This window comes from Nocardioides ginkgobilobae, assembly GCF_054781275.1.
In genome coordinates this window covers 1-17,264 of record NZ_BAAGUS010000028.1, presented here as the reverse complement: position 1 = coordinate 17,264, position 17,264 = coordinate 1, and the positions used below count along the sequence as shown (strand labels likewise).

The following is a 17,264-nucleotide window of genomic DNA, read 5'->3' as shown; positions in this document are numbered from 1 at the left end:
TTCACACCCGATGCCGGCAAAACGCATGCTCATCAACCCGAAGGCGACAATGAACCTATGAGCCAGACACCGGGTGCTCAGGATCCAACCAGCCGCTGATCGCGGCGAGCCTCACCCTGACACTGACTCGAACCTAGCCCGCGCGGGCAACGTCGCCCAGCCTGTGACCCAGCCTGCCGCGGGCCCACGCTTCACCCTGCCGGGTCGTTGACGCACCGGTGTGCACAGGCGTTCACTGACCGGGCTGGTCAAGAGATCGGTCGACAGCGCTCGGGGGCCCCGGATGGCAGGTGCAGGAACCAAGGTCAGGTCTGCGGCGCGGGTGGTCCCGTGGGAGCGCGTGCGCCGGGCGGGCTCGAAGCTGACCACTCCGCTGCACCCCGACGACTACCTGCGCCTGGTCAACCCGCTGTGGAGCCAGCGCGAGCTGCGCGGCCGCATCGAGGAGGTCGTCCCCGAGACCGACGACGCCGCCACGCTGGTGATCCGTCCCGGGTGGGGCTGGCGCTTCGACCACCGCCCGGGCCAGTACGTCGGTATCGGCATCCCGGTCGACGGCAAGTTCCAGTGGCGCTCCTACTCCATCTCCTCGGCCCCCAGGCGGTCCGGTCGCACCATCGCGATCACGGTCCGGGCGATGCCCGAGGGCCTGCTCTCCACGCACCTGGTCAAGGGCCTCGAGCCCGGCACGATCGTGCGCCTGGCCGCCCCCGAGGGCGACTTCGTGCTGCCCGACCCGCCGCCGGCCAAGATGCTCTTCCTCGTCGGCGGCTCCGGGGTCACCCCGGTCATGGCGATGCTGCGCACGATGGAGCGGCGCGGTCAGCTCCGCGGTGCCGACGGGGGAGAGGGCGTCGACGTCGTCATGCACTACTCCAGCCCCACCCCGGAGCGGATGATCTTCGCCGACGAGCTGCAGCGCCTGGCCGAGGAGCACGACGGCCTCACGCTGCACCGGCTGCACACCGACACCGACGGCATGCTCGACCTGGGCCACGACGAGGGCGGCATCGACTCCTTCTGCCCCGACTGGCGCGAGCGCGAGACCTACGCCTGCGGTCCCGGACCGATGCTCGACGCCATCACCGAGTTCTTCGCCTCCCACGACCTCGAGGACCAGCTGCACCTGGAGCGCTTCACCCTCCAGCTCGGCGGCGAGGGGGGAGAGGGCGGCACCATCACCTTCCGCAACAGCGGGAAGACGATCGACGCCGACGGCGCGACCACCGTGCTGGAGGCGGGGGAGAGCGCCGGGGTCGGGATGCCGTACGGCTGCCGCATGGGCATCTGCCACACCTGCACGCTCACGCTCGTCGAGGGCCGGGTCCGCGACCTGCGCAACGGGGACGAGTTCGACCAGCGCAACGAGCAGGTGCAGACCTGCGTCACTGCCGCCGTCGGCGACTGCACCTTCGACATCTGAGCACCACCCGAGCCACACCTGAGCACCACCGAGGAACGGAGACACCCATGGCGATCTCGGACGTCCGGGAGTACATGCACCTCACCGAGGAGCAGGTCGAGGAGCTCGGCCGCGAGCTCGACCGGATCCGCGAGGAGGTCGAGGCCTCACGGGGCGCCGACGACGCGGCGTACATCAACCGGCTGATCAGGATCCAGCGCGGCCTGGCGGCCGCCGGCCGCGTGACCCTCATGGCCACGCCCCACTCCAGGAGGACCCGCGTCCCCGGCGCCGTCCTCGGCGCGAGCCTGCTCGGCCTGGCCAAGATCCTCGAGAACATGGAGATCGGCCACAACGTCATGCACGGCCAGTGGGACTGGATGAACGACCCGGAGATCCACTCCTCCAACTGGGAGTGGGACACCGCGCAGCCGGCCGAGCAGTGGAAGCACTCCCACAACTACGTGCACCACCAGTTCACCAACGTGCTGGGCTACGACAACGACATCGGCTACGGCATCCTGCGGATGGCGCGCGAGCAGCGGTGGAACCCTGCCAACCTCGGGCAGCCGGTCTACAACGCGCTGCTGGCGACGTTGTTCCAGTGGGGCGTCGCGCTGCACGACCTCGACATCGAGAAGATCCGCAAGCGCGAGAAGGACCCGAAGGAGATGAAGCGGCAGCTCAAGCAGATCCTGCGCAAGGGCCGCAACCAGATCCTCAAGGACTACGTCGTCTACCCCGCGCTGTCGGGGCCCCAGTGGAGGACGACCCTGAAGGCCAACGCCGCGGCCAACCTGACGCGCAACCTGTGGTCCTACGTGATCATCTTCTGCGGCCACTTTCCCGACGGGGCGATGCACTTCACCGAGGAGGAGATCGAGGACGAGACCCGCGCGGAGTGGTACCTCCGCCAGATCCTCGGCGCGGCGAACTTCGAGGGCGGCGAGCTGCTGCACATCCTCTCGGGCAACCTCGGCTACCAGATCGAGCACCACCTCTTCCCGGACCTGCCGAGCAACAGGTACGGCGAGATCTCGGTGCGCGTGCGCGAGCTGTGCGCGAAGTACGACATCCCGTACACGATCGGCCCGCTGCACCAGCAGTACGGCCAGGCGCTGCGCACGATCATCAAGCTGTCCGTGCCGAACTCGTGGACCAGCGACGACAAGCCGCCGCAGCCGCCGGCCAAGCCGGACGCGCCCGAGGCGCCGCCGATCGACAAGGGTCGCAAGTCCGACGCCGAGCGACCCCCGCGCCGCAGCGAGCTCGGTGCGTGGTCGCGGGGCAAGCAGGCGTCGTGAGGTCCGCCTGATGCTGCGTGGCCTGAGCCGCGACGTCGACCCGGTCTCCGCGCCCTTCGCGTGGGAGACCGGGCCCGACGGCCGCCGCGAGCTGGTCGGCACCCGGGTCACCCAGTGCGCGCTGTCGCGCATCTGCGGCGCGTGCGCGGAGTCGCTCGGGCGACCGATCGCCTTCGTCGGCGACGACCTCGAGGTCGCGCGCAACGCCTTCCACGCCCCGCCGCTCCACGAGTCCTGCGCCGAGGCGCTCGCCGCCGTCGAGCCCTCCTGGCGGGTCGTGCGGACCGCTGCCTTCGAGTTCGTCCGCCCGACCTCCGAAGACCTGGACCGGCGGCCGGTCTTCGTCCCGAGCGCCCTGCTCTAGGTGCCGAGGGCCCCGGTGGTCGGGCTGAGAGACCGCTCGATGCGGGAAGGTGAGAGGGGAGTGTCGCCGCCGGGCCGAGGGGGTGCGCCAGCGCCAGCCCGTACGGCGGTTGAGGAGGCGCGCCAGCGCCGTCTCGAAACCCTGTACGCCGCCGCGCCTACTCTGCCCCCGGGGTTGCTCCCTGGGCCGCCGTCGGCGGGTCGTGGCGCGTTCGCGCCGCAGCAGGCCCTGGATTTGGGAAGACCGTGGTCGCCGTCGGTGCCGCCTGGGCTTCTTGGTTGCGCTCCGTCGGTCGGTCGCGTTCGCTGGGGTGCTCGCTTCGGCTGGGCTTCGAACAGGCCCGCCGAAAGGTCGCGGGAAAGTCGATCTGACCTGGGGAAACTCTGGTTATCGAACGTGTGTTCGACTATACTTTCACCATGTCCACCGGCTCCCTCCTCGACGCGATCCGCGCCGCCAAGCGGCGTGAGGACGACGCGGCGCGGGAGCTGCTGATCGGGGTCGCGGACTGGGCGGACCGTCACACCACCGGGGTCCTGATGCCGGACCTGTACGGCACTTACTCCGACCCCGATGAGGAGGCGTACGACGCGGCGGAGGCTGCGTGGATGTCGCGGTTCGGGATGCCCGGTGCGGACACGATGCTGGAGCTGGCCGGTGCCGGTGCCCCCGAGGTCTCCGACTTCGCAGTCACCGAGCTCGCCACCGCGCTGGGCCGGACTAGGGAGTCGGGGCGGCTGCTGGTCGGGGACGCGGTCGAGGCCAAGCACCGCCTCCCCCGTGTCTGGGCCCGGCTGGCCGCAGGCCAGGTGACCGCGTGGCGGGTCCGACAGCTGGCCCAGGCCACCAAGGCCCTGTCGGAGGAAGCGGTGGGGTTCGTGGACGCCCAGGTCGCCCACGTCGTCCACACCGCCGGCCCCCTCACCGTGAACCGGCTCGTCCTCGAAGCCTCGGCGCGGTTCGACCCCGAAGCCACCGAGGTCCGCGAGTGCGACACCCGCTCCAACCTGTTCTTCGACCTCGACCTGGGCACCCCCGCCACCTGCGTCGGCACCGCCTCCGCCGTCTCCGCCGACGGGCTGCTGGACCGGGCCGATGCCGAGGACCTCGAAGCCGCGATCCGCCAGATCGCCCACCAGCTCCTGCTCGACGGCTCCACAGACACCCTCGCCATCCGCCGAGCCAAAGCACTCGGCTACCTCGCCCGCGGCCACGACACCCTCCCCGACGCCGACCCCGAGGCGACCGAGGATGGTCGAGCAGCCAGCGCCAGCGAGCGTCGTCGAGACCGCGCAACCCACACGCGCACCGCACCCCGCCGGGTCGTGGTCCTGACCGTCCACCTCTCCGACGCCGCGTTGACCGGCGCCCCCCAGATCGACCCCGTCACCGGCAAGCTCGGCCTCAACCTCGCTCGGATCGACAACCACCGCCAGCTCCTCACCGCTGACGCCATCCGCGACTGGTGCGGCACCCCAGGCACCCAGGTCATCGTCAAGCCCGTCATCGACCTCCACGACAGCGTCGCGGTGTCCTCCTACGAGGTCCCCGACCGCATCGCCACTCGGGTCAGACTGACCAGGACGACCTGCACTTTTCCTCACTGCAACCGCCCGGCCGAGTCCGCCGACCTCGATCACACGGTCGAGTACGTCCCGCCGGACCAAGGCGGACCACCCGGCCAGACATCGACAGACAACCTCGCCCCGCTGTGCCGGCACGACCACCGCGCCAAGACCCACCCCTCACCAGCAGGGAAACCCTGGGCCGTCACCGGACTCTCACCAGGCCACTGGCTCTGGACCAGCCCACTGGGCCACCACTACCTCGTCCACCCCGACGGCACCACCCCACTCTGAGCCTCACCACCTGAGCAAGACACGCTCGCAGCCCGACCACCACCCGACGGTCGGGCTACCAGCACGCCCGGGAAGCGCCCGGCGAAAGCCCCTGGCGCCGAGCGAGCAGGACGTGCCGCCGGGCCTGCTCACGAGTGGGGCGTCGTTCGATCGATCGGCAGGTCCTGCGCGGCACCAGCTGGCGACCAGGACCTCCGCATGGCCCTGGCCCTCGGTGAACCGTGCCCGAGGAGAGGGCGACCCAGCGGAGCTGGCTGAGCGTCTCGGCGACGTGCCACACCAGGGGCACCTCGCCGAGGTCCCGCGGGTCGAGCCACCGGAAGTCGTCGTGCTCGTCCGGGCGGAGGTGGACCTCGGACGCGTGGTCGACCTCGTGGAGGCGGGAGGTGAACGTGTGGAAGACGAGGTCACGCCCCTCCGTGTCGCTTTTCTCGTGGTGCGACACCTCGGCGCCCGCGACGGCGCACAGCCCCGTCTCCTCCCAGCACTCCCGGACCGCCGCACGAGCCGGCGTCTCGCCGACCTCGACGGTCCCGCCGGGGACGTCCCACTGCCCGCCGAGGCACCGGCCGTCGCGGCGGCGTAGGACCAGGAGGCGCCCCTGCCGCTCGACCAGACCGTGGGCCACGAACCTGTGCTGGGTCCTGAGGCGTCCAGCCGTCCCGCACGTCCCGGCACCCTCAGAAGCCCGTGGAGCACCAGGGGGACGGGCCGGCGTGGTCGGCCATGGCGGCGAAGGTGTCGACGTCCGGGCCGTGCACGCGGCCGGCGGCGGCGTGGACCGTGACCGGCTGGTCGCCGAGGTAGAGCGCCCCGAGCGTCTCGGCGTCGAGGGTGACGCCGGGCTCCCCGTCGGACCCCGCGCGCTCGACGGAGGCCCGGCCCTTCTCGGTGGTGATCCGGAACCGACCGTCGGCGAACCCCATCCGGTCCCGCACCTCGAGCACGACCGTCGCGTCCTCGCGCCAGGGCCTCGCCTCGAGCGCCGCGACCACGTCGAGGACCCGCACCCACAGGAAGTCGACGAGTGCCGTGCTGCGCACGACCCGGGGGTCGGTCACGGCCAGGTGGAGCGGGGTGTCGACGGGGACGCGGGACTTCACCACCTGCGCGAGGTCGATGTCGGCGAGGAACGACCAGAGCCGCCGCCACGCGACGTCGGTCAGCGCGTGCAGGCCCCGCAGCTCCACCACGCCCCTCTGCGGACCCTCGCCCTCGTCCTTGTGCTGGAACCGGGCGTAGCCGTCGACCTCGCCGTCGGCGTCCAGGTGCACCACGACCCTGGACTTGGTGTCCCTGTCGCCGGACTCCCAGTCCCGGCCCTCCTCGATCTGGCCGTAGAACGCCGGCCGCGAGACCGCGCCCCGGGTGGTGGCCAGGTGTCGCACGAAGACCCGCTCGACGTGCGGGCGCGCCTGCGGCAGCTCGAGCAGCTGGAGCGAGCCGTCGTCCGCGGTGTCGCGCAGCCGGAACCGGCCGTGGCCGGTGTCGACCTCGACCATCCGCTGTCGCGTCGCCACCCCGAAGCCGAACCGACCGTAGATCCCGCCCTCCGACACCGTCAGCGCCGCCAGCGGCACGCCGCGCGACGCCGCGTCGGTGAGGTCGTCGGTCATGAGCCGACTCAGGATCCCGCGACGTCGGTGCGTCGGGGCCACGGTGACGTCGGTGATCATGTGCAGCGGCAGCTGCGTGCCGCCCCCGACGTTGACCGACCCGCCCCAGCTGGTGAAGGTCCCCACCGGCGGGGGGTCCGCGACCAGCGACGACGCGGCGTACGCCGCCCGCAGGGTCACGTCGTCGGCGCGGCTGTGCTCGAGCCAGAACTCCCGCTGCTTCTCGCTCAGGGAGCCCTCGTGGAAGCCGCGGTGCCAGGCGTCGCCGTACGCCGCCACCTTCGCCGCCATCGGCCCCTCGGTCGCGTGGATGTCGAGGGTCTCGAAGGTCAGGTCGTCGTGGGAGCTCACCGACCCACCGTAGGTGCGCCCGTCGGGGTGGGGCCACGCGATTTGCGGCCGGCCTGTCGTCGCCGCGCCCTAGGGTCGGGTCATGGCGGCGAAGGCGGCGGAGGTCCAGGCGGGCGGCCGGGCGGTGCGGGTGAGCAGCCCGGACCGGGTCATCTACGAGGCGACCGACCGGACGCCGGAGATCACCAAGCTCATGGTCGCGGAGTACGTCGCCTCCGTGGAGGACGGGCTCATGCGGGCCCTGCGCGACCGCCCGACCGCCCTGGAGCGCTGGCCCTCCGGCGTGCGCGAGGGGATGCGGCTGGCCACCGGCCCGCAGGACTCGAAGGCCGACGCGTTCTACCAGAAGCGGGTGCCCCAGGGAGCGCCCGACTACCTCGAGACCGCGACCATCACCTTCCCCTCCGGCCGCACCGCCGACGAGATCTGCCCGACCGAGATCGCGGTCCCGGTGTGGTGCGCCCACATGGGCACCCTCACCTTCCACCCGTGGCCCGTGCGCCGCACCGACGACCCGGCGAGCCTCGACCACCCCGACGAGCTGCGGATCGACCTCGACCCCCAGCCCGGTACGACGTTCGCCGACGCGGTCCGGGTCGCCGGCGTCGCGCGGGAGCTGCTGGAGGAGCTCGGCCTGCGCGGTTACGCCAAGACCTCGGGCAACCGCGGCGTCCACGTCTACGTCCGGATCCAGCCGCGCTGGGAGTTCACCGACGTGCGGCACGCCGCGATCGGCTTCGGGCGCGCCCTGGAGCAGCGCGACGACCAGGTGACGACCGCGTGGTGGAAGGAGGAGCGGGGCGAGCGGATCTTCGTCGACTACAACCAGAACAACCGCGACCGCACCATCGCCTCGGCCTACTCCCTGCGGCCGAAGCCGGGTGCCCCCGTCAGCACGCCGCTCACGTGGGAGGCGCTGGCCGAGGTGCGCGACCCCCGCGACCTCAACCTCGTGACGGTCCCGCAGATGCTGGCCGACCAGGGCGACGCCTGGGCCACGATCGACGACGAGGCGTTCTCCCTCGAGCCGCTGCTGGAGCTGTGGGAGACGCTGCCCGGCGGGGAGCTCAACTTCCCGCCGGACTACCCCAAGATGCCGGGCGAGCCGCCGCGCGTGCAGCCGAGCAAGAAGGTCGCCGAGCACTGGGACGCCGAGGGCAACCGGATCGCCGACTGAGCGGGTCGGGAACGACGAGACCCGCCCGGAGCGTGCTCCGGGCGGGTCGTCGTCTTGTACCGGGCTCCCCCCGGAGCCCTTGCCTGGTGGATCGGAGCCACGCAGCCCCCCAGCCGCGCGGACCCGTGATCACTGGTCCAGGTCACGAGGCCGCCCCCCGGCGACCTCGTGGTGACAACGCTAGGCAGTGCTGCCGCGCGGGGCCACCACGTGCGATCCACAGGATCGCCAGGGTTCGGTAACAGCGGGCGCCGGGGCGGCCGGCACGGCGGTCGGCGGGGGTCGGGGCGGGCGGTCGGCCACTGGTAGTTTTCGCCGCATGATGGTCTCCCACGAGAAGCGCGTGCTCTTCGTGCACGTGCAGAAGACCGGTGGTTCGACCATCGACCGGATGCTCCAGGCGGACATCCCGGACGTGCAGTACCTCCAGGGCCTGCGCGGGGGTCGGCACGCCCGGCTCGGTCCGGCGCTCAAGGCCCACCCCGAGCTGTCGGACTACTTCATCTTCGGCTTCGTCCGGAACCCCTGGGCCCGGATGTACTCCTGGTACGCCATGATGCGCCGCGCCGAGACCCAGGCCGCCGAGGGCAACGAGAAGGCCGCCAAGCAGCTGGCCAAGAACCGGCTGTGGAAGCGGGTGCTGCCGGCGTACCCCGACTTCGAGAGCTTCGTGCTGCGCGGCCCCGACGAGCAGCGCGAGCTGCGCCGGGCCCAGATCACCTACCTGCGGGCACGTGGCCGCCCGGCCGACTTCATCGGCCGCCAGGAGCGCTTCGACGAGGACCTGCGCCAGGTCTGGGAGCGGATCGGCCTGGTGTGGCCGGGGGAGACCCTCAAGGTCAACACCGGGCCCTCGACCGACTACCGCCAGCACTACACGTCAGAGATGCGCGACAAGGTGGCGCAGGTCTTCGAGAAGGACCTGCGCCGCTTCAAGTACGAGTTCTGAGGGGCTCAGGCGCCGCTGATCCCCTCGCCGCCCCCGGCGGACTGGCCCTCGATCGTCTCGTGCTCGAGCAGGTGCAGCACCGGGACGCCGAGCTTGCGGCGGGCCTGCGAGGTCCAGTCGAGGTGGAAGAACTCCGCCACGACGTGCGGGCGGGTCAGGATGATCGCCTCGCGCCCGTCGATGGCCCCGACCTCGGCGGCCAGCGCGTCGACCGGGGGCTCGTGGATGACCCGGCCGGTCGCGATAGCGCCGGCGTCGGCGAGCCGGGCCAGCGTCAGCCGCAGCTCCTCCTCCGAGGCCTGCCGGCACTCCTCGCGCACCGACTCCAGGTCGACCTCGGACATCGTGACCGCCGGGCTGGTCAGCAGGTCGCCGCCGGCCAGCGAGCCCATGGCCGCCTCGATCCGTGCCGCGGCGTCCTGGATCGGGAGCAGCACGTGGTAGCTCACCGTCTGCCCCTCCGCGACCAGCTCCTCGTGCAGGGAGCGGACCTGGACGGCATCGGCGGGGGAGAGCGCCTGCTCGACGAGGAGGACGACGGGGTAGGTCTCGGCCATGCCTCGACCCTAGACCTCGGCGGCCGGGACGTCAGCCGCCCTCGCCTCGACCGTCGGTGAGGATGTCGGCGAGGTCGTAGCGGGCGACCTCGTCGAGCTGCTCGTAGCCGCAGGAGGTGGGCTCGCGGTCGGGCCGCCAGCGCTTGAAGTGCGCGGTGTGGCGGAATCGCCGCCCCTCCATGTTGTCGTACTTCACCTCCAGCACCCGCTCGGGCCGCAGCGGGGTGAAGGAGAGGTCCTTGCCGGCGCTCCAGCGGCTCTGGGTGCCGGGAACCCTGTCCGGGTTGGCGATGGCCCAGCCGGCCTCGCCGGCCCAGGCGCCCCACGGGTGCTCCTCGATCGGGCAGACCAGCTCCTGCAGCTCGCTCCAGAGCTCGGCCCGTCGGGCTTCGGTGAAGCTGGCGCTGACGCCGACGTGCTGCAGCGTGCCGCCGGAGTAGAGCCCCAGCAGCATCGAGCCCAGCAGCGGGCGCTCCGGCGTGGAGGTCTTGTGCTCGCGGTAGCCGGCGAGGACGACGTCGGCGGTGCGCTCGTGCTTGATCTTCAGCATCGTCCGCGCGTTCTGCTCGTACGCCGCCCCGAGCGGCTTCGCGATCACGCCGTCGAGCCCCGCGCCCTCGAACTGCTCGAACCACCGCTCCGCCTCGACGGGGTCGGTCGTGGTGCGCGTGAGGTGGCAGCGGCCGTGCGGCACCTGCTCCCACGCCCGCTCCAGCGCCGCGCGCCGCTCGGCGAACGGCCGGTCGACCAGGGACTCCTCGCCCAGCGCGAGCAGGTCGAAGGCGACGTACTCGGCCGGGGTGGTCTCGCTGAGCATCGTGACCCGGGACGCGGCGGGGTGGATGCGCTCCTGCAGCACCTCGAACTCCAGCTCCCGGCCCCCGCTCTCGCGCGGCCGCGCGACGAAGACCTCGCCGTCGAGCACGCAGCGCTCGGGCAGCTGCTCGCGGGCGGCCTCCACGAGCTCGGGGAAGTAGCGGGTCAGGGGCTTGGTGTTGCGGCTGGTCAGCTCGACCTCGTCGCCGTCCTTGAACAGCAGGCAGCGGAAGCCGTCCCACTTGGGCTCGAAGGAGAGACCGCCGTGCTTGGCAGGGTCGGGGACCCCCTTGACGGACTTCGCGAGCATCGGTCGCACCGGCGGCATGACGGGCAGGTCCACGTCTGCGACCCTAACGACGTACGCCGACATCCGGCTCGACGTGAGGGGGGACCGTGCGCCGCAGGCTGGTGCTGCTGCTCGCCGTCGTGGCCGCGCTCGCGCTGGTGTGGGTCGCGCTGCTGCTCACCCGCGGCGACGACGACACGGTCAGCTCCGACCCGGGCCCGCCCGTGGAGGTGCCGGTCGCCGGCGAGGACGTCGTGGAGGTGGTCGTGCTCGTCGACGGGGCCAGCGACCCCGACGACGTCGACCGGGCCGTCGGGCTGATCACCGATGCCACCCGCATGTGGGCCGGAGGGCTCGAGGGGCTGCAGGAGGACCCGCGCGACCTCGTGGTCCGCACCGAGCGGCTGGGCAGCGACGCCGAGCACGAGCTCGTGGACCCCGAGGTGGTCTTCGTGGTCGTCGACGACACCGACACCGCCGGCGGGGCGCTGCTCCGGGTGGTCGACCGCGACGGTGCGGAGTGCGCGGCCTACGAGGACGTCTTCGCCCTGGGCGCCTGGCGGGCGCGGTCCGGCTTCGACAGCCACCACAGCCTCCCCGAGGGCACCTTCGACCAGGACTGCGGCGAGCCCGGACCGGACGCGGCCGACGCCTGCCTGGCGGTCAACGGGACCTTCGTGGTCGGTGGCGTGGACCCGATGGAGGCCTTCGGCCTGGTCGGCGACGAGCTGGGCCACTGCCTGGGCGCCAGCGCGGGCCGGGCCGCCGGGACCCGGGGGTAGCCTCCAGCGCGCTCGGTCGTTGACGCAGACGTGAACGCCCGTCAGATCCTGAGCCCGGTCGCCCTCCTCGCGGCGACCGCCACCGCCCTCCTCTCAGTGGGGGTCCCGGCCGTCGCCTCGCCCGGTGACGACTACACCCGCTCGTACTTCGGCGACGGCAACCTGCCCGCCGGCTGCGTGGTGGACCGGGACCCGCTCAACCCCGACAACACCTGCTACCACATGAAGGTCGGGCTCAACGCCCTCGACGACCCGCAGATCGACGTGGCGGTGCTGGCCCCGGTCTCCCCGGGTGTCGAGCGGGACCTGCGGGTGGGGGAGCAGGCCGTGCAGATGTGGGGCGAGGGCATCGACTACCTCGCCGACGAGATGGGCATGGAGTGGCTCGCCGACGGCGTCGACTTCAACATCACGACGTACGAGCTGAAGGTCGACCCCGCCGGGCTGCTGGTGACCCGATCGACCTGGTCGACCCGGAGATCGTCGTCATCATGAGCAACCCCGCCGGCGGCATCGGGATCGGCATCGACCCGGTCTCGTTCGCCGGTGAGCTGGGCATCGTCGACGGCGAGGGCACGCCCTGCTTCGTCGAGGACGACCCGCTGAACTTCGAGTCCTGGCAGGGGAAGAAGGGCTTCGACCAGCACGGCCAGGAGAACGGCGGCACCTACGTCGCCGACTGCGGGGGCGTGGGCGGCAACGTCTGCTTCGCCGTCAACGGCGCCGTCGACCCGGTGCCGGGCGCCTCGGACTTCTTCCCGCTCTACGAGCTGGTCGCCCACGAGGTCGGCCACTGCCTGACCGTCGGCCACGTCGGCGACGGCGCCGACGGCCCGTGGGGCCCGACCACCACCAACGACATCATGGCCTACAGCGCCGACCCGCCGGGCCTGGCCAAGTGCGTCTCCACGCTCGACGTCGAGGGCTTCGCCCTCCGGATGAGCCGTTACATCGACCGCGACGGGGACGGCGAGGTGACCCGCCGCGACCGGCTCGCGGCCAACGACGTGGCAGGTGACGGGACCAGCTCCTTCCAGGTGCAGCACCCGCGCGACCACCGCTACGCCTCCGCGACCGGTTCGCCCGCTGACTGCCCGCAGCCGGACCAGGGCGCCGTCCCGCTGGCCGTCGGCGACTTCACCCCCGACCCGGTGGCGAGCACGCGACCGCTGCTGCGCACCTCGCGGACGACCGTCCAGGACGGCCGGGTCGTGGTCGCGGGCCAGGCCGCCAACGTGCCGCTGGGCAAGCTCCCCACCCGACGCTCGGCCTCCGCCGAGGACGCCACCGGCGACGGCGGCACCCCCGTCACGGACCTCTCCTCGATGAGCGTGCGGACCGACCGGAAGTTCGTCCGCGCGACGATGTCGGTGGGCCAGGTCGCCCCGACCGCCGTGCCGGGGTCGGTCACCGCCTACAGCCTGCTCGTCGACGGCCGCCGCTTCGACTCCTTCATCGGCACCGGCGACCCCTCGGGTGTCGTCAAGGTGATGGACAACGGCACCGGCTACTACCTGCCGGACGGCACCGCCACGTGGAACGCCGACAACACCGTCACCTTCAATATCCGCCGCGACTACCTGGCGGACCAGCAGATCACGGCGCCCTACACGGTCAACGCGGTCACCGGCTACCACCTGCGCAGCAACGACTGGGTCGCCACCGCCGACTCCGTGCCCGACGCCCTGGGCGTCCAGGTCGCGGCGCCGCGGATGCCGAGGCGCGACCTGCGCGACGCGCCCGTGGCCGGGAAGGTCACCCGCTCCACGGTGACGCTCACGCCCGAGGGCGGCGTCACCAAGCTGCCGACCGACAGCACCCTGGGCCTGGGCGGCCTGGTGAGCGCGGTGGACACGATGGACTACTTCACGATCCCGGTGGAGCAGCAGTCCACGGTCGAGGTGACCCTCGAGTGGACCGGCGCCAGCGTCTTCGCGATGTCGGTCAACGGCGGCTCGTCGCAGGTCGTCGAGGAGGGCGAGAACCGCGTCACGGTCACCGTGCCCTGGGCCCGCCGCGACCTCTCCGTGACCGTCGACCCCCAGGAGATCCTGGAGCCGACCACCTTCACGGTGGTCGCCCGCTCCACCACCGTCGTCGCGGACCAGGACCGCGACGGCGTGCCGGACGTCGCCGACGCCTGCCCCCGCGACCGGGGTCCGAGCACGGGCGCCGGGTGCCCCGACAGAGACGCCGACGGGTTGTTCGACACCGCCGACCGCTGCCCCACGCGCGCCTCGGTCAGCCTCACCGGCTGCCCGACCCGCGCCGACGAGCGCGTGCAGCTGTGGGTCGACGGCCGCAAGGTGGCCGAGCGCACGGTCGTGAGCCGTGGCGTGCCGGCCGCCTTCCGCCTGGCCTCGGCCGGTGCGGTGGGCGCGGGCGAGCACCGCGTGGAGGTCCGCTGGGTGCGCGACGGCAAGGTCGTGGCGCGCTCGGCGCGCACGCTGGGCTGACCGGCCGGCTCGACCCGACGCCTTGAGCGCGGGGCGCGACCACGTACGGTTGCGTCCCGTGCTCCGTCGTACCCGCACCACCCTGGCCCTGACCGCGCTGCTGCTGCCCCTGGCGGCCTGCGGCTCCGACTCCGAGGACGCCTCCGACCCGGCCGGCACCGGCTCCGGCACCGGGGAGTCCATCTCGGGGGTGAGCTTCTCCGGCGAGGTCGGCGAGGCGCTCGAGGTCGAGTGGGACGGCGGGGTCGAGAACACCGACGCCACCGAGGTCACCACCCTCGTCGAGGGCGACGGCGAGGAGATCGCCGAGGGTGACGTCGTCACCACCTACCTCTACGTCGCCAACGGCACGACCGAGGAGCAGGTCTACAACGACTACGACAACGGCGCCCCGCAGTCGCTGCCCTACGACGAGGCGCAGGTCGGCCCGGTCTTCACCGACCTGATGGAGGGCGCGACCTACGGTTCGCGCGTCGCCGCGGTCACCACCGTCGACGAGCTCTTCGGCGGGGCCGCCGAGTCCAACCCGCTCGGCCTGCCGGCCGAGGACGCCGTGGTCGTCGTCGCCGACCTGGTCTCCCCGCAGGAGGTCTCGCCCGAGCCGTCCTCGCAGGAGGCCGAGGAGGCCGACCCCGAGGCCCAGCCCACGGTCGTGGAGGAGGGCGGCGACCCGGTCGGCCTGGACTTCTCCGGCGTGGAGGAGCCCGAGCTCGACACCCCCGTCCAGGTCCTCGTGCTCGAGGAGGGCGACGGCCGCGAGGTCACCCCGCAGGACACCGTCACCGTCGACTACCTCGGCTCGGTGTACGACGCCGACGCCCCCTTCGACGAGTCCTACTCCCGCGGCGAGCCGCTGGTCTCCCCGCTCTCCGGCCTGATCCCCGGCTGGTCGATCGGCCTCGAGGGCGTGCCCGTCGGCAGCCGGGTGCTGCTGCAGATCCCGCCGGCGCTGGGCTACGGCACGCAGGGCAGCCCGCCGAGCATCCCCGGCAACTCGACCCTGTGGTTCCTCATCGACGTGATCGAGGCCGAGTAGCGCCCGTCCCAGCGCCCGTCCCGCCCGCCCCTGCCGCGCAACGTCATGCGGACAGGACGTCGGCTGTGCCGGTTCGTATGACGTCCGGGGGGAGCCCTAGGGTTGGACGCCTATCCCCGGTTGGTCTGCCGGCAGGGCCCGCCTGACTTTGAATCAGGACTAGCGACGTAGGTTCGACTCCTACCCGGGGAGCCCGTGCGACGTCCCCGTCGTGCCAGCATGGAGGCATGTCTCGGATCCGTCTCCTGCCTGCCCTTCTGGCGCCCGTCCTCCTGACAGGCTGCGTCGTCAGCGATCCCGGCGCGAAGCCGGAGGAACCGGCCTCGTCCGGCGCGGAGGGGGCAGCGCAGGAGCCGGCGGCGCAGGAGCCGGCGGCGGTGGCCCTGGTGCCGTTCCGCTACGGCCCTCGCAAGGTGTGGGGGCGGGGCACCAGGCTCGCGGGTTGCGGCTCGATCGGTGACGCGCCCGCGGCGTACGAGACGCCGGTCCTGGTCCAGGCACGGCTGCGGGTGAGCGAGCGGACGCGCCTGCTGCCGGCGACGTACGCCGAGCGCAGCAACGCCATCGACTCCGTGACCCAGTACCTCGGGCCGCACCCGGGGCCCGCGGCTCCGCACATGGCGGTCTCCCAGGGAGTCGGGCCCACGTCGGACCGGTTGTCCTACGACACGCGTCTGATCGGCGATGCCCGCGACAGCCCGGCCGGACTCGCCGGCGCGCAGCGGTCCTGGGAGCAGCGGGTGCCGCTGGACCGGCCACGGGTGGTCGCACCGGGCGACCACTACCTCTTCGTCGAGGTGGACCCAGCGACGGGCGGGATGGACCTGCACGAGCTGACGGCCCGCTGGGACGGCGGCGAGCAGGAGATCGGTGGGTTCAGCCTCCGCGTGCTGTGCGGCGGGTGACCCGCTCGCCGGCGCTTTCCGGCCCGGCGCTCAGCGCTTGCGCTTGGCGGACTTGGCCTCGGCGCGGCGGCGCCGCTCCTCGGCATACTGCGCGGCGGCCTCCTCGATGGTGGGCGCCGAGCCGCCGTACTGCTGGGGGAGCCACCACGCGCCGGCCGGGCGCTCCTCGGGCGGGCTGGCCAGGATGCAGCGTTCGAGCATCTCCTCCATCCGGCGCTTGAGCTCGGCTGTCTCCGCGGCCGGGTCCTCCCCGGTGGGGTGCATCGGCTCGCCGACCTCGATGTCGATGCGGTGGTGGCGTGAGAGGTCGATCTTGCGACCCTTCGCGAGGATGCGCTGGGTTCCCCAGACGACCAGGGGGATGAGCGGGACGCCGGCGTCGGCCGCGATCCGCACGGCGCCGGTCTTGAGCTCCTTGATGAGGAAGCTCTGGGAGATGGTGGCCTCGGGGAAGATGCCGACCAGCTCGCCCTTGCGCAGGGCGTCGACTGCGGTGCGCATCGAGGCCGCGCCGGCCTCGCGGTCGACCTCGAGGTGGCCGAAGCTGCGCATGAAGGGGCCGCCAAGGGGCGAGTCGAAGATCTCCTTCTTGGCCATGAAGCGGATGTAGCGGCCGCGCTGCGCACCGGGGTAGCCACCTATGAGGTAGTCGACGTAGGAGACGTGGTTGACCGCCACGAGGGCCCCGCCCTCGGTGGGGATGTGCTCGGTGCCGGTCATGTGGATGTCCATCGCCGAGACCTTGAACCAGGTCTTGGCGGCCGCGACGATGACCGGGTACGTGAGGTCCACGGGCACACCCCACCACGTGCGGGAAAGCCGGTCCAGTGCCGGTCCCGCGCCGGGTCAGCCTCCGCTGACGATGACGGCGTGGGTGCCGGTGGCGCGAGCGACGACCTTGCCGCCCTGGGACACCTCGGCCTCGGTGGTGCAGATGCGGCGACCCAGGCTGGTGCACGTGGCGGTCGCGACCAGGGGACGCCCCGCGACGCCCGCCTTAAGGAACTGCGTCGTGAGCGTGACGTGCGGCGCGACCATGCCCGCCGGCCCGGCGCCGTGCACGGCCCAGCCGGTGGCACTGTCCAGCAGCGCGCTGAGGTAGCCGCCGTGCAGGATGCCGCCGCCGTTGAGGTGCTCGGGCTGCGGGTCGGCCTCCACCACCGCGCCTTGGGCGTCGGCGCGCACCACGCGGAACCCGAGGTGGGCGGAGAACGGTCCGGGGTCGCCGACGGGTGTCATGGCGCCACCGTAGGACGCGGCGCCGCTAGGTTCTCGTCAGTGTCAGGGTGAGGCTCGCCGCGATCAGCGGCTGGTTGGATCCTGAGCACCCGGTGTCTGGCTCATAGGTTCATTGTCGCCTTCGGGTTGATGAGCATGCGTTTTGCCGGCATCGGGTGTGAA

Annotated in this window: 17 protein-coding genes and 1 tRNA gene; 12 read left to right on the top strand and 6 right to left on the bottom strand. The window is 72.3% G+C overall.

Annotation, left to right across the window (positions count from 1 at the left end; genetic code table 11):
- Positions 1-283 precede the first annotated feature (283 nt).
- The 4 genes from ACYVID_RS17570 to ACYVID_RS17555 all read left to right on the top strand — a co-directional run bounded on the left by ACYVID_RS17570 (position 284) and on the right by ACYVID_RS17555 (position 4,929).
- On the top strand, positions 284-1,423 hold the full coding sequence (locus ACYVID_RS17570; RefSeq protein ID WP_460739284.1) for a ferredoxin reductase: 1,140 nt from the start codon (positions 284-286) through the stop codon (positions 1,421-1,423).
- 47 nt (positions 1,424-1,470) lie between these two features.
- The gene (locus tag ACYVID_RS17565; protein WP_460739282.1) at positions 1,471-2,706 is read left to right on the top strand and encodes a fatty acid desaturase family protein; all 1,236 of its coding nucleotides are present in this window, start codon (positions 1,471-1,473) and stop codon (positions 2,704-2,706) included.
- Positions 2,707-2,716: 10 nt separating this feature from the next.
- Positions 2,717-3,070 (top strand): hypothetical protein, encoded by a 354-nt coding sequence (locus ACYVID_RS17560; RefSeq protein ID WP_460739280.1) that lies wholly within the window; start codon positions 2,717-2,719, stop codon positions 3,068-3,070.
- 419 nt (positions 3,071-3,489) lie between these two features.
- A complete protein-coding gene (locus tag ACYVID_RS17555) occupies positions 3,490-4,929 on the top strand; it encodes an HNH endonuclease signature motif containing protein (RefSeq protein WP_460739278.1) in 1,440 nt (479 codons plus the stop codon).
- Positions 4,930-4,984: 55 nt separating this feature from the next.
- Here ACYVID_RS17555 and ACYVID_RS17550 read toward each other — a convergent pair whose 3' ends face one another.
- Positions 4,985-5,557 (bottom strand): NUDIX domain-containing protein, encoded by a 573-nt coding sequence (locus ACYVID_RS17550; RefSeq protein ID WP_460739277.1) that lies wholly within the window; start codon positions 5,555-5,557, stop codon positions 4,985-4,987.
- Between the two features lie 52 nt (positions 5,558-5,609).
- Complete coding sequence (locus ACYVID_RS17545; RefSeq protein WP_460739275.1) at positions 5,610-6,896, bottom strand: GNAT family N-acetyltransferase; 1,287 nt, start codon at positions 6,894-6,896, stop codon at positions 5,610-5,612.
- 82 nt (positions 6,897-6,978) lie between these two features.
- On the opposite strand from ACYVID_RS17545, the gene ACYVID_RS17540 reads away from it, so the two are divergent.
- Both ACYVID_RS17540 and ACYVID_RS17535 read left to right on the top strand, forming a co-directional pair.
- On the top strand, positions 6,979-8,073 hold the full coding sequence (locus ACYVID_RS17540; protein ID WP_460739273.1) for a DNA polymerase domain-containing protein: 1,095 nt from the start codon (positions 6,979-6,981) through the stop codon (positions 8,071-8,073).
- A gap of 319 nt (positions 8,074-8,392) precedes the next feature.
- A complete protein-coding gene (locus ACYVID_RS17535; protein WP_460739271.1) occupies positions 8,393-9,022 on the top strand; it encodes a sulfotransferase family 2 domain-containing protein in 630 nt (209 codons plus the stop codon).
- A 5-nt stretch (positions 9,023-9,027) separates the two neighbouring features.
- On the opposite strand, the gene ACYVID_RS17530 is transcribed toward ACYVID_RS17535, so the two are convergent.
- The gene (locus ACYVID_RS17530; RefSeq protein ID WP_460739269.1) at positions 9,028-9,579 is read right to left on the bottom strand and encodes a hypothetical protein; all 552 of its coding nucleotides are present in this window, start codon (positions 9,577-9,579) and stop codon (positions 9,028-9,030) included.
- A gap of 31 nt (positions 9,580-9,610) precedes the next feature.
- A complete protein-coding gene (locus ACYVID_RS17525) occupies positions 9,611-10,738 on the bottom strand; it encodes an ATP-dependent DNA ligase (RefSeq protein ID WP_460739267.1) in 1,128 nt (375 codons plus the stop codon).
- Positions 10,739-10,791: 53 nt separating this feature from the next.
- Between ACYVID_RS17525 and ACYVID_RS17520 the strand changes: the two genes are divergently transcribed.
- From ACYVID_RS17520 to ACYVID_RS17495, 6 genes are all read left to right on the top strand, one after another.
- On the top strand, positions 10,792-11,466 hold the full coding sequence (locus ACYVID_RS17520; protein ID WP_460739265.1) for a hypothetical protein: 675 nt from the start codon (positions 10,792-10,794) through the stop codon (positions 11,464-11,466).
- Positions 11,467-11,496: 30 nt separating this feature from the next.
- A complete protein-coding gene (locus ACYVID_RS17515; RefSeq protein ID WP_460739263.1) occupies positions 11,497-11,961 on the top strand; it encodes a hypothetical protein in 465 nt (154 codons plus the stop codon).
- Positions 11,958-13,922 (top strand): hypothetical protein, encoded by a 1,965-nt coding sequence (locus ACYVID_RS17510; protein ID WP_460739261.1) that lies wholly within the window; start codon positions 11,958-11,960, stop codon positions 13,920-13,922. Before ACYVID_RS17515 ends, ACYVID_RS17510 begins: the two co-directional genes overlap by 4 nt.
- A 58-nt stretch (positions 13,923-13,980) precedes the next feature.
- Complete coding sequence (locus ACYVID_RS17505) at positions 13,981-14,958, top strand: FKBP-type peptidyl-prolyl cis-trans isomerase (protein ID WP_460739259.1); 978 nt, start codon at positions 13,981-13,983, stop codon at positions 14,956-14,958.
- A 113-nt stretch (positions 14,959-15,071) separates the two neighbouring features.
- A tRNA-Gln gene (locus tag ACYVID_RS17500) sits at positions 15,072-15,150 on the top strand.
- A 35-nt stretch (positions 15,151-15,185) separates the two neighbouring features.
- Positions 15,186-15,863: a hypothetical protein gene (locus ACYVID_RS17495; RefSeq protein ID WP_460739257.1), complete on the top strand. Its 678-nt coding sequence runs from the start codon at positions 15,186-15,188 to the stop codon at positions 15,861-15,863.
- A gap of 30 nt (positions 15,864-15,893) precedes the next feature.
- Here ACYVID_RS17495 and ACYVID_RS17490 read toward each other — a convergent pair whose 3' ends face one another.
- Positions 15,894-16,655 (bottom strand): lysophospholipid acyltransferase family protein, encoded by a 762-nt coding sequence (locus tag ACYVID_RS17490; protein ID WP_460739255.1) that lies wholly within the window; start codon positions 16,653-16,655, stop codon positions 15,894-15,896.
- Between the two features lie 54 nt (positions 16,656-16,709).
- Positions 16,710-17,102: a PaaI family thioesterase gene (locus ACYVID_RS17485; protein ID WP_460739253.1), complete on the bottom strand. Its 393-nt coding sequence runs from the start codon at positions 17,100-17,102 to the stop codon at positions 16,710-16,712.
- Positions 17,103-17,264: the final 162 nt, after the last annotated feature.